At 36.0% G+C, this 12,724-nt stretch carries 9 protein-coding genes; 2 read left to right on the top strand and 7 right to left on the bottom strand.

Features of this window, described 5'->3' with window-relative positions; all coding sequences use genetic code 11:
• Window positions 1–336 precede the first annotated feature (336 nt).
• A complete protein-coding gene (locus EGX70_RS01540; RefSeq protein ID WP_000006713.1) occupies window positions 337–1,992 on the top strand; it encodes an NFACT family protein in 1,656 nt (551 codons plus the stop codon).
• A 53-nt stretch (window positions 1,993–2,045) separates the two neighbouring features.
• Here EGX70_RS01540 and budA read toward each other — a convergent pair whose 3' ends face one another.
• The 6 genes from budA to EGX70_RS01510 all read right to left on the bottom strand — a co-directional run bounded on the left by budA (window position 2,046) and on the right by EGX70_RS01510 (window position 8,002).
• Window positions 2,046–2,765, bottom strand: a complete 720-nt coding sequence (gene budA / locus EGX70_RS01535; RefSeq protein ID WP_000005478.1) for an acetolactate decarboxylase — start codon at window positions 2,763–2,765, stop codon at window positions 2,046–2,048.
• 13 nt (window positions 2,766–2,778) lie between these two features.
• Window positions 2,779–4,461: an acetolactate synthase AlsS gene (alsS, locus tag EGX70_RS01530; protein ID WP_000140344.1), complete on the bottom strand. Its 1,683-nt coding sequence runs from the start codon at window positions 4,459–4,461 to the stop codon at window positions 2,779–2,781.
• Between the two features lie 109 nt (window positions 4,462–4,570).
• Window positions 4,571–5,797, bottom strand: coding sequence for a hypothetical protein (locus tag EGX70_RS01525; RefSeq protein ID WP_000934868.1), 1,227 nt, complete (start codon window positions 5,795–5,797; stop codon window positions 4,571–4,573).
• Window positions 5,787–6,977, bottom strand: a complete 1,191-nt coding sequence (locus EGX70_RS01520) for an AI-2E family transporter (RefSeq protein WP_123947851.1) — start codon at window positions 6,975–6,977, stop codon at window positions 5,787–5,789. The genes EGX70_RS01525 and EGX70_RS01520 overlap by 11 nt, the downstream gene beginning before the upstream one ends.
• A 91-nt stretch (window positions 6,978–7,068) precedes the next feature.
• Complete coding sequence (locus tag EGX70_RS01515) at window positions 7,069–7,530, bottom strand: NUDIX hydrolase (RefSeq protein ID WP_000796053.1); 462 nt, start codon at window positions 7,528–7,530, stop codon at window positions 7,069–7,071.
• Entirely contained in the window at window positions 7,520–8,002 is a 483-nt protein-coding gene (locus EGX70_RS01510; protein ID WP_000163512.1) for an 8-oxo-dGTP diphosphatase, read from the bottom strand. Before EGX70_RS01510 ends, EGX70_RS01515 begins: the two co-directional genes overlap by 11 nt.
• A 217-nt stretch (window positions 8,003–8,219) precedes the next feature.
• Between EGX70_RS01510 and hylB the strand changes: the two genes are divergently transcribed.
• Window positions 8,220–11,438: a hyaluronate lyase gene (hylB, locus tag EGX70_RS01505; RefSeq protein ID WP_000403414.1), complete on the top strand. Its 3,219-nt coding sequence runs from the start codon at window positions 8,220–8,222 to the stop codon at window positions 11,436–11,438.
• A gap of 51 nt (window positions 11,439–11,489) precedes the next feature.
• On the opposite strand, the gene rfbB is transcribed toward hylB, so the two are convergent.
• Window positions 11,490–12,536, bottom strand: a complete 1,047-nt coding sequence (gene rfbB / locus EGX70_RS01500; RefSeq protein ID WP_000134275.1) for a dTDP-glucose 4,6-dehydratase — start codon at window positions 12,534–12,536, stop codon at window positions 11,490–11,492.
• Window positions 12,537–12,724 lie beyond the last annotated feature (188 nt).

Below are 12,724 nucleotides of genomic sequence, written 5' to 3'. Positions count from 1 at the left end.
ACCTTGACTTTCTGGAGTTTAGCGCAAAAGAAAAAGCGCCTGATAAATAACTTACCTTGCGCTCTCTATTGTTAGACTAGACCAGCGCATAGATACTTTTTTGAAGTACTCCAAAAAGTCGTATCTATGCACCCATAAACACAACTTTATCTACGCCAGTTTTGCCAATTGGTAAATAATGTTTTAGTCATTTACTAGTCATCCTTTCTCATGAATTTTTCTATAATTATATACTATATTCTGAAAATTGCAAGCCTTTTGCGTTATAAAAAAATATTTTTAGCTCAGCCTATGGTATAATAAATAAGCTATAATTTTTAGAATAAGGGGGACGCCATGTCTTTTGATGGATTTTTTTTACATCACCTCACAAATGAATTACAAGAACAGATTGAAAAAGGACGTATCCAAAAAATTAACCAACCTTTTGACCATGAATTGGTATTAACAATACGCAATAATCGTCGCAACTATAAACTACTCCTATCTGCTCACCCTGTATTTGGACGTATCCAAACTACCGAAGCAAATTTCCAAAATCCTCAAAATCCAAATACTTTTACAATGATTATGAGAAAGTATTTGCAAGGTGCAGTGATTGAAACCATTCAACAAATTGAAAATGACCGTATATTAGAAATCGTCGTGTCTAATAAAAACGAAATCGGTGATCATATTAAAGCGACACTTGTTGTTGAAATCATGGGAAAACACAGTAACATTATCTTGATTGATAAAAATGAACATAAAATTATTGAATCAATTAAGCATGTTGGTTTCTCGCAAAACTCCTACCGTACTATCCTTCCTGGTTCGACTTACATTGCCCCACCCAAAACAAAAGCAATCAATCCTTTTGATATTTCTGATCAAACTCTATTTGAGCTGCTTCAAACCAATGATCTAAGCCCTAAAAACCTCCAACAACTCTTCCAAGGTTTAGGACGCGATACTGCGCTAGAATTATCTAACTGTTTGAAAGACAATAAACTTAACGATTTTCGTCAATTCTTTTCGAGAGAATATCATCCTAGCCTAACAGAAAAATCCTTTTCCGCTGTCCAATTCTCAAGCAGTCACGAAACATTTCAGTCTCTTGGACAATTGTTAGATTATTACTACCAAGAGAAAGCTGAAAAAGATCGCATAGCACAGCAAGCTAGTGACCTCATTCACCGTGTTCAAAGTGAGTTAGAGAAAAATATCAAAAAACTAGCTAAGCAACAAGACGAACTTCTAGCTACTGAAAATGCAGAGGAATTTCGCCAAAAAGGAGAGCTTCTAACTACCTATCTCTCTATAGTACCAAATAATCAAGATGTCGTTGTGCTTGATAATTATTACACCAACCAAACGATTGAGATTTCACTTGATCGAGCTTTAACACCCAACCAAAATGCCCAACGCTACTTTAAAAAATATCAAAAATTAAAAGAAGCTGTAAAACATTTAAAAGGAATTATTTCAGATACGGAAAATACAATCACCTACCTTGAATCTGTTGAAACATCGCTAAATCATGCTTCTATGGAAGATATCAATGATATTCGTGAAGAACTTGTTGAAACTGGATTTATTAAGCGACGCGCACATGATAAACAACATAAGCGCAAAAAACCTGAACAATATTTAGCATCCGATGGCAAGACTATTATTATGGTAGGACGTAATAATCTCCAAAATGACGAGTTAACATTTAAAATGGCTCGTAAAGGGGAGTTGTGGTTTCATGCCAAGGATATCCCCGGAAGTCATGTGTTAATTCGGGATAACCTCAATCCAAGTGACGAGGTTAAGACAGATGCCGCCGAGTTAGCTGCTTATTACTCTAAAGCTCGTCTCTCCAATCTTGTTCAAGTAGACATGATTGAAGTAAAAAAACTCAATAAACCAAGTGGTACTAAACCAGGTTTTGTAACTTACACTGGTCAAAAAACCTTACGAGTCACTCCCACACAAGAAAAAATAGATAGCCTTAAACTAAAAAAATAGACTGGGACATATCCCTGTCTATTTTTAGTGTTATTAATTATTTATAGGTATTCTTATTCACTTAAATCAATATCTTCTCTAAGCTTTTGTAGGTCAAAGTTAGCTTCCAAAAATTCTTGATCTTGAGTTGGGAAACATTGGTCAAGTTGGTCAACCTTCCCAATTTCAACTTTTCCTTGTGTGAGCGAGTAATCCATAACATGCCCACCGAAAGTTAAATCGTCTGAAATAAAGTGGACATGGAATCCTTTTACCCCCACACCATGAAATAATTCCGGCGTCCAAATCCCAACCAACGTACCAGATACATTCTCTTTGGTAAATTCTGGCTGATTAGATGCAATATCTGCAAAACGTTTATGTTGTGGAGATTTTGGAATCATACGAACGTGCATTCTTGAAAACGTTCCTTTGATTTTTAAAGACTTAAAGAGATTTTGACCTTCAAAGTTTTTTAGAATCATCTCTTCCAAATCCTTATTATCTGTCTCAGCATTGATATCAAATTGTTTTTGGATATGGTGTGGTAAAACCGCTGCATAGGGTACTGTCACATCATCTGATAATTGGATAATCTCTGCTTTACCATCTGTACCAATAGCTTGATAAGCTTTCCCATCCAATACAATCAATTCACCATCAATCATATGAACAGTACCGATTCCTAAGTCACCGTGAGTTAATAATTCTCCGATAGTTAGACTGCCTTTGTACAATCCTGCCATCAGTGAACTCAAGGTACTGTATTGAAATAATTTAACTGTTTCTGACATATTAGACCTCGTCTTAGTAGAACTCGTCGGGTAAGATTGTTTCACCTAGTGTCACATTATCTTTATAGTCGATAGGCACATCAATCAACACTGGTCCATTTTCAGCATCGATTAGAGCTTGTTTGAGTGTTTCTTCAAAACTGTCTTTGCTGTCTACACGGTAACCTTTAGCACCGAAACTTTCAGCGTATTTTACAAAATCAACTGGTCCAAAGTCAACACCTGAAGAACGCCCATACTTCATTTCTTCCTGGAATTCAACCATGTTATATTTTCCATCGTTCCAAATAATGTGAACAATTGGTAGATGAAGACGAACTGCAGTTTCTAACTCTTGAGCTGAGAATAAGAAGCCACCATCACCAGAAACTGAAATAACTTTTGTGTTGGGACGCAAAAGAGCCGCAGAAATTGCCCAAGGTAGAGCAACTCCTAATGTTTGCATTCCGTTTGAGAAGAGCAAGTGACGCGCTTCATATGATTTAAAGTAGCGAGCCATCCAAATATAATGGCTTCCCACATCAACTGTAACAGTCATGTCATCGGTGGTATTTTCTTGGAGTACATCAATGAGATCAAGAGGATGAACAAGTCCATGAGCTGAGTCACGATCAAATTTAACATCGCTAACATTTTCAATGTTATTACGAAGCCCTTTCAAATACTCTTTTGAACCTTCAGGCAATTCATATCCTTTAATAGCTGGTAAAAGTAAATCAAGTGTATGTGCCATGTCTCCAATCAGTTCTCGCTCGGGTTGGAAATACGTATCAATTTCTGCTTGTTCAACGTCAATAACAATAATACGAGCAGAAATTTCAGCATTCCAGTTACGCGCTTCATATTCAATAGGGTCATACCCGATAGCAATAACTAGGTCTGCACGCTTCAAAAGCATATCTCCAGGTTGATTACGGAAGAGACCTACACGACCAAAGAATGTTTCATCCTCGAGCTCGCGTGACACAATACCCGCACCTTGGAAAGTTTCTACTACTGGTAGTTTAACAGCATCAAGAAGTCGACGTACGGCAGCAGTTACTCCCTCTGAAGATGCGCCATTTCCTAATAACAGTACCGGTAAAACAGCATTGTTAATAGCCTGCGCTAAATAATTGATATCTAAAACAGATGCCGAACCCAATTTAGGTGCACTAAGAGGTTTGATTGCTTTTACTGAGACTGGACTGTCTGTAACGTCTTGAGGAATAGAGATAAAACTTGCTCCTGGTTTACCAGATTTAGCAAGACGATAGGCGTTTGCAACAGTTTCTGACAAAGTATTAGGGTCATGAACCTCAGCAGAATATTTTGTAATAGGTTCCAGCATAGCAACGTTATTCATTGATTGATGAGCACGTTTCAATAAATCTCCTCGCTTAACCTGTCCACCAATTGCAAGAACAGCATCACCTTCATCTGTCGCAGTAACTAACCCTGTTGCCAAGTTCGAGATCCCAGGTCCACTAGTTGCAATAACAACTCCTGGTTCTCCCGTAATACGCCCGACAGCCTGAGCCATAAAAGTCGCGTTCTGCTCATGACGAGCAACAATTAACTCTGGACCTTTATCTTCTAGAGTGTCAAATACGCGGTCAATCTTAGCTCCTGGGATACCAAAAACATATTTGACATCATGATTAATGAGGCTATCGACAATTAAGTCAGCCCCATATTGATTATGTGATTCTGTCATTTTATCTCCCTCTTTTCACAAGAATGATTCAATTATATCACAGTTTTTACATCAGATTGTGAAAATTTACTTGTGAATTTTTAATTTTTTTCTGTAAGTGTTTTCCTATTTAAATGTTATTCACCCATTCTGACATCTCTATATCGTCTGGAACTAATTTTAAATAAGCCTTTCCTACTTCTTGTGCCTTATCAAGGTAACCAAATTCTCTCAAAATGTAAGCATAATCTTGTAAAAATTCTGGATTATCTTTTAAATCATTATACAAAGATTGATAATAGTCTACACTATCATCCATTTCTAAAGCCTTGTGTGCTTTAGCGATATTCCATTTTGCAAGGATATTTTCTAAATCATCATTGTCTAATTCCAAGACTTCCTCAAACCGCTCTTCTTCAAGATACAAATTTGACAATCTCATAACAATTTCATCTTGGTTTTCAGAAACTTTTTCAGCTTGTTTCAAATAAGACTCCGACGAAGGAACATCATGTAATTCATACGATAATTGTGAAGCTAGTAAGAGAAGTTGACCATCAAAACTATTTTTACGAAGACCTTGCTGAACTAGACGTAAAGCTTCTTCAGATTTATGCTCCTCACGAAGAGATAAACCATAGATATATTCATAGCCATCAAAGTCTGGATTAATAGTATCCAACTGTTTAAAATAAAGGTTAGCTTTTTGATATTCTTCTTGATCATAAAGGATTGTTGCTAACTCAAAAACTGTTAAATCATCATACTCAATGTCAACGGCTTTTTCTAAAAATTCGATAGCTGCATCAAATTTCCCTATAATAGCGTAGGATTTACCAATACGCTGATAAGTTGAAACTCCAGTCGTTTCTAAGATTTCTCGATTGTCAAGTGATGCATATCCTTCTATCGCTTCTTGATAATGTTCCAAACTAAGGTTCATTTCAGCTAAACCAAATGTAACCAATGGGTCATCGCTAAGTTTGCTGGCTAGCAAAAGCTTTTCACGCGCAACATCAGTCAAGCCTTCCATATCATATAAGTCAGCCATAACGAGGAGGGCTGAAACATACTCTTGACTATCTTCTGAGATATAATCTAAGTATAAGAATGCTTGTTCAATATCTCCATCTTCGGCAACAATTTGAGCTAAATTGATAGCAACTTCTGGATAATTTGGTCGGATTTGATCATAGAGACGTTTTGCTTGGGGTAAAAAACCAATACTCTCCAAATAAGCTCCTAGTTCCAATAAGATTTCCTCAGGATCATTTTTCAACGCTTTTTCGAAATACTTGTTAGCATGTTCTAAATCCTGATTTTGGATAGAAACAATCATTTTTTCACTATTCAACATTTTTAACTTCTTCACTTCTTTCTTCAGTAACAACATCTATTGTATATAGCCCACTGACAGCTTTGTACCAATCAAACAATTCTTTAACAACGACTTTGATAGATGCATAAATCGGAATACTGAGGAATACTCCCCAAACACCAAACATCGCTCCAGAGGTTAATAAAATAAACATAATTGTAATTGGATGAATGCTAAGTTTATTACCTAAAACCAAGGGTGAGACAAAGCGTCCCTCTAGAGTTTGCTCAATAACAAAAACAATCGCAACTTTAACAACCATAACAGGTCCTGCGACAAGCGCTAAGATAAACACTGGAATTTGGGCGACAAAACTTCCCAAATAGGGAACCATATTTAACACACCGGCAATAATCCCTAATGTCACGCCATATCTAAGACCTATAATACTATACATTATTGAAAAAATAACACCAACAGTAATAGCAACAATGATTTGTCCTTGCACATACCCTGACATTTGACTATTCATTTCTCGCAAAATACGATCAGTTGGTTGGCGTAGTTTGGTTGGTAAAACCATTAAGAAACCATTCTTCATTTTGCGGCTATCTCTTAAAAGATAAAACAAAATAAAGGGAGCCATAATTGTTGCTACTGTCACACGTGCAACTGTACTAGCTAAATTTCCTGCCCAATCTAAAACATTCTTTGAAAATTTTTCAGCATAAGAGACCGCTTGGCTACTGATATTAGATAACATGCTCGATATTTCCCCTTTATAAGATTTTAACCAAGGGTTGTGATCTATAAACGAACTTGTTTCCATTTGCACTTTATTCACATATGAAGGGAGATCTTCCATAAAATGGCGTAATTGATTACTCATCATGGGAATAAAACTAGACATTGCCCAAATTAACAGAAGGATTATAATAGTAAAAACTGATAATATCGCTGTTACACGCTTAATTCCCCGCTTCTCTAAAAATGTAACCATAGGTTTTAATAGGTAATAAAGCAAGCCAGAAATTACAAGCGGCAATATCAGCACAGCAAGAAAATCAAACACAGGTTTAAACATAAAAGAGATTTTGGTAAAATTAAAAATCGTTAAAAATACCAAAAAGGTAATCATGAGAGCAATAACTGCTTGATTATTTAAGATCCATTTAAAAAACAAACTATTTTTAAATTCTTTTTCTGATGGTCGATTCATTCACATATCCTTTCAAGATGAATTCTAATTTTAATTCTCATTTATTATAACACGTTAAATTAAATTAAACTCAAAACAAGAGAGTAAAAAGTTAATTTTGAACGATTTTATGCACAACATGACCTGGCCATTCTATCAAATCCTGTGCTAAAAAATTAGGATTACAATCAATTTTTGTTAATTCTTTTATTGGAAGCCATACAAAATGTCGCTTATGCGTTCCTTCTTTGATAGATTCTGGCGCCTGACCCAAGAGATTAACAAAATATAAAAATTCAACTGAGTGGTAATGATGTCTCTTAATATTAAACTGATTCTCAACAATATAGGCTAAATCACCAACCTGGCTGTGAAGACCTATTTCCTCAAGTACTTCTCTCGCAACAGCCTTATTGCTATCTTCTCCAACTTGAAGCGCCCCACCTGGTAAATAGTATTTATCGAGATGAGGAGCATATATTAATAGCAGTTTTTGATTTCCTATGATTAAAGCAGAAACTCTGACTCCGAATGTTTCGAGCTGTTCTCTGACCCTAAAATCTCTATTTTTCATAAAAATTAACCGTCTTTTCAATTAAATTTTGGTGTTCATCATAAACAAACTTAGCAGAAAAGAAAGGAACATCTTCTAAAATCCATTTAAAAATTTCGTAATCTCCTTGCCACGTTGGCTTAGAGAGAACTTGATCATATGGTACCCATTCTAAAGTTCCTTCTCGTGATTCATCATCTGAAATTAACTCTCCTTCATAATCTGTTACTTTAAAGACATAGGTATACCAATCATGACCTGGCGTAAATTCAGGAAAAGTGATGACTCCTTTAAAATCCATTTTTTTTACTGTTAAATGGGTTTCTTCTAGAATTTCACGCTTAGCACATTCATCAGGAGTTTCACCTGCCTCCAGTTTACCGCCTACCGAGATCCACTTTCCCTCATGAACATCATTCTCTTTTTTGTTGCGGTGCAATAGAAGTAATTCCTTGCCATTGTCAATGTAACAAATTGTTGCTAATTTAGTCATTTCAAACTCCTCTCATTCTCATATTATAACAAAAAATAGCCTTTATTTAGGCAATTTACTATCAAAGTAGCACACAAATGATTAAACAAATTATTTTGTTTACCAGTTATTTACTTTTCACTTTGATGACATTTTAAAGGTTCTTTATCATAAACCTTTAAAGCATGCTATAATTAGGAAAAACCGGTTTACAATTTTAAAACCTAAGGAGTAAAAAATGGAAATTAAAAAGAAACATCGTATTATGCTTTATTCAGCCCTTATTTTAGGAACAATATTGGTTAACAATAGTTACCAAGCTAAAGCTGAAGAGCTTACCAAAACTACCTCAACGTCCCAAATAAGAGATACTCAAACTAATAATATTGAAGTTCCCCAGACTGAAAGTACCACTGTCAAAGAGACTAGCACCACAACCACACAACAAGATCTGTCTAACCCCACAGCTTCAACCACAACTGCAACAGCCACTCCTAGCACAATGAAACAAGTAGTAGATAATCAAACTCAAAATAAGGAGCTGGTGAAAAACGGAGATTTTAATCAAACTAACCCTGTATCTGGAAGCTGGTCACATACAAGCGCTAGGGAATGGTCTGCTTGGATTGATAAAGGAAACACTGCTGATAAATCACCTATTATCCAACGTACCGAACAAGGCCAAGTAAGTCTATCCAGCGACAAAGGCTTTAGAGGTGCTGTAACACAAAAAGTGAACATTGATCCCACTAAAAAATATGAGGTCAAGTTTGATATTGAAACAAGTAACAAGGCTGGACAAGCTTTCCTTCGTATTATGGAGAAAAAAGACAACAATACGCGACTTTGGCTTTCTGAGATGACCAGCGGTACTACTAACAAACATACCTTAACAAAGATATATAACCCAAAGTTAGATGTCTCCGAGGTGACACTTGAACTTTATTATGAAAAAGGAACAGGTTCTGTTACTTTTGATAATATATCAATGAAAGCAAAAGGCCCTAAAGACGCAGAGCATCCACAACCCGTCACAACACAAATTGAAGAAAGCGTTAATACGGCTTTAAACAAAAATTACGTTTTTAATAAAGCTGATTACCAGTACACTCTAACCAATCCGTCTCTTGGGAAAATTGTTGGTGGAATATTGTATCCAAACGCTACTGGTTCAACAACTGTTAAAATATCTGATAAATCTGGCAAAATAATTAAAGAAGTACCGTTATCAGTTACAGCTTCAACAGAAGATAAGTTTACAAAACTCCTCGACAAATGGAACGACGTGACTATTGGTAATCATGTTTACGATACTAATGATTCGAACATGCAAAAGCTTAATCAGAAATTAGATGAAACTAACGCCAAAAATATCGAAGCTATCAAACTGGATTCTAATCGCACTTTCCTTTGGGAAGACTTGAAAGATCTCAATAATTCAGCACAGTTAACTGCTACTTATCGTCGTTTGGAAGATTTAGCTAAACAAATCACCAATCCCCACTCTACTATTTACAAAAATGAAAAAGCTATTCGTACTGTAAAAGAGAGTCTGGCTTGGCTTCATCAAAACTTCTACAATGTTAATAAAGATATAGAAGGCTCTGCCAATTGGTGGGATTTTGAAATCGGTGTCCCTCGCTCAATTACAGGTACCCTAGCTCTCATGAATAACTACTTCACTGACGCTGAAATAAAAACTTATACCGACCCAATTGAACACTTTGTTCCTGATGCAGGATATTTCCGTAAAACGCTTGTCAATCCATTTAAAGCCCTTGGTGGTAATCTAGTCGATATGGGGCGCGTTAAAATCATTGAAGGTTTACTTCGTAAAGACAATACTATTATCGAAAAAACTTCTCATTCTCTAAAAAATCTTTTTACTACTGCTACTAAAGCTGAAGGCTTCTATGCTGACGGTTCTTACATCGACCATACAAATGTTGCTTATACTGGCGCCTATGGTAATGTTCTGATAGATGGTTTGACACAATTGCTGCCTATCATTCAAGAAACTGACTATAAAATCTCTAATCAAGAACTTGATATGGTTTATAAATGGATTAATCAATCATTTTTACCTTTAATTGTAAAAGGTGAGTTAATGGATATGAGTCGTGGACGCTCAATTAGTAGAGAGGCAGCTTCTTCGCATGCGGCTGCAGTTGAAGTTCTCAGAGGTTTCCTCAGATTGGCTAACATATCTAATGAAGAGCGAAACTTAGACCTCAAATCAACTATTAAAACGATTATCACTTCAAATAAATTCTACAATGTCTTCAATAACCTCAAATCGTATTCCGATATTGCCAACATGAATAAGCTGCTTAATGACAGTACAGTCGCTACTAAACCTTTAAAAAGTAATTTATCAACCTTTAATAGCATGGACCGCTTAGCTTATTATAATGCCGAGAAAGACTTTGGTTTCGCGCTTTCATTACATTCTAAACGTACCCTCAACTATGAAGGAATGAATGATGAAAATACACGTGGTTGGTATACCGGAGATGGTATGTTCTATCTTTATAATAGTGATCAATCTCATTATAGTAATCATTTTTGGCCAACCGTCAATCCTTATAAAATGGCTGGAACAACTGAAAAAGATGCTAAGCGTGAAGATACCACTAAGGAATTCATGAGCAAACATAGCAAAGACGCTAAAGAAAAAACCGGTCAAGTTACAGGAACATCTGACTTTGTTGGTTCCGTCAAACTTAATGATCACTTTGCTCTTGCCGCTATGGATTTTACTAACTGGGATCGCACCTTAACAGCACAAAAAGGTTGGGTTATCTTAAATGATAAGATTGTCTTTTTAGGTAGCAACATCAAGAATACTAACGGCATTGGAAATGTTTCTACAACAATTGATCAACGAAAAGACGATTCTAAAACACCTTATACTACATACGTCAATGGAAAAACTATTGATTTAAAACAAGCAAGTTCTCAACAATTTACAGATACAAAAAGTGTCTTTTTAGAATCAAAAGAACCTGGTCGCAATATTGGTTATATCTTCTTTAAAAATAGCACTATTGATATTGAACGCAAAGAGCAAACAGGTACTTGGAACAGCATTAATCGTACTTCTAAAAATACCTCAATCGTTAGCAATCCTTTTATCACTATAAGCCAAAAGCATGACAACAAAGATGATAGCTATGGTTACATGATGGTTCCAAACATTGATCGCACAAGTTTTGATAAATTAGCCAACAGCAAAGAAGTAGAATTACTAGAAAATAGTTCAAAACAACAGGTTATCTATGATAAAAACAGTCAAACTTGGACTGTTATCAAACACGATAATCAAGAGAGTCTCATTAACAATCAATTCAAAATGAATAAAGCGGGACTTTACCTAGTACAAAAAGTTGGTAATGACTATCAAAATGTCTATTACCAACCTCAAACCATGACAAAAACAGACCAATTAGCTATCTAACTAGCCGTACATAAAAAACCTATCATCAAAATGATAGGTTTTTTGGTTCAATTACTTAATGACTTCTTGAGTTTTAGCATACTTGGCTTCTACAGCATCTTTTTCTGCTTTCCACCATGTCTCATTTTCTGTATACCATTTAATAGTTTCTTCCAAACCTTCTGAAAAGTTTGTAAATTGTGGTTCCCAGCCGAGTTCTTCACGCAATTTTGTAGAATCGATAGCGTAACGAAGATCATGACCAGCACGGTCAGTTACGTGATCGTAAGCGTCTTTTGGTTGACCCATTTTCTCAAGGATAAGTTCAAGAACTTCCTTGTTGTTTTTCTCACCGTCGGCACCAATAAGGTATGTTTCACCAATACGACCCTTAGTCAAAATAGCCCAGACACCTGTTGAATGGTCATTTGTGTGGATCCAGTCACGGACGTTTTTACCTTCACCATAAAGTTTCGGTTTGATTCCTGCCAAGATATTTGTAATTTGACGTGGAATGAATTTTTCGATGTGTTGGTATGGTCCATAGTTATTTGAACAGTTCGAAATGGTCGCTTTTACGCCGAAGGAACGTACCCATGCCTTAACGATAAGGTCAGAAGCTGCCTTAGTTGATGAGTAAGGTGATGATGGATTGTATTTTGTTTCAGCAGTGAATTTTTCACCTGGTCCTTCACCATTTCCTGGAAGGTCTTCACGAAGTGGAAGATCTCCATAAACTTCATCAGTTGACACGTGGTGGAAACGGATATCGTATTTACGAGCTGCTTCAAGCAAAGTGTAAGTTCCGATAAAGTTTGTATGGATAAATGGACTTGGATCTTCCAATGAGTTATCGTTGTGACTCTCAGCCGCATAGTGAACAATAGCATCCGCTTTGGCAGCCAATTTGTCTACCAATTCAGCGTCAGCAATATCACCAACAACTAACTCAACACGATCACCAAGAATGGCTTCAATGTTAGCACGGTTACCTGCATATGTCAATTTATCAAGGACAGTTACATGAACATCTGGGTGGTTATTGTAAACATAGTGTACAAAGTTTGATCCGATGAAACCAGCTCCACCAGTTACGATAATGTTTTTAAATTCAGTCATTTTTTCTCCGAAAAATTTTTTCTTTTTGCTGTTTGAAGGATACTGTTCTGTTAGAAGTAGTTCTATGGAATATCATGCCTAAGAAATCAATATTTCAAATCTCTGAGAGAACAGGCCTTTTGCATGTTTCCTTTCACCCTTGCGTCAAACAACATTGCTAATTCGTTTTTACTTGCTAAGATTAATGC

It is taken from the genome of Streptococcus sp. FDAARGOS_522, from assembly GCF_003812445.1.
Lineage (GTDB): Bacteria > Bacillota > Bacilli > Lactobacillales > Streptococcaceae > Streptococcus > Streptococcus agalactiae.
Note: the sequence above shows the minus strand (reverse complement) of the source record. Positions and strands in the feature narration are given on the sequence as shown.

Bases quoted from the DNA above. Each gene is read 5' to 3' on its own strand.
- alsS (WP_000140344.1), bottom strand. From the start codon at position 4,461: ATGACAGAATCACATAATCAATATGGGGCTGACTTAATTGTCGATAGC.
- budA (WP_000005478.1), bottom strand. From the start codon at position 2,765: ATGTCAGAAACAGTTAAATTATTTCAATACAGTACCTTGAGTTCACTG.
- hylB (WP_000403414.1), top strand. From the start codon at position 8,220: ATGGAAATTAAAAAGAAACATCGTATTATGCTTTATTCAGCCCTTATT.
- EGX70_RS01540 (WP_000006713.1), top strand. From the start codon at position 337: ATGTCTTTTGATGGATTTTTTTTACATCACCTCACAAATGAATTACAA.
- EGX70_RS01520 (WP_123947851.1), bottom strand. From the start codon at position 6,977: ATGAATCGACCATCAGAAAAAGAATTTAAAAATAGTTTGTTTTTTAAA.
- rfbB (WP_000134275.1), bottom strand. From the start codon at position 12,536: ATGACTGAATTTAAAAACATTATCGTAACTGGTGGAGCTGGTTTCATC.
- EGX70_RS01510 (WP_000163512.1), bottom strand. From the start codon at position 8,002: ATGACTAAATTAGCAACAATTTGTTACATTGACAATGGCAAGGAATTA.
- EGX70_RS01525 (WP_000934868.1), bottom strand. From the start codon at position 5,797: ATGTTGAATAGTGAAAAAATGATTGTTTCTATCCAAAATCAGGATTTA.
- EGX70_RS01515 (WP_000796053.1), bottom strand. From the start codon at position 7,530: ATGAAAAATAGAGATTTTAGGGTCAGAGAACAGCTCGAAACATTCGGA.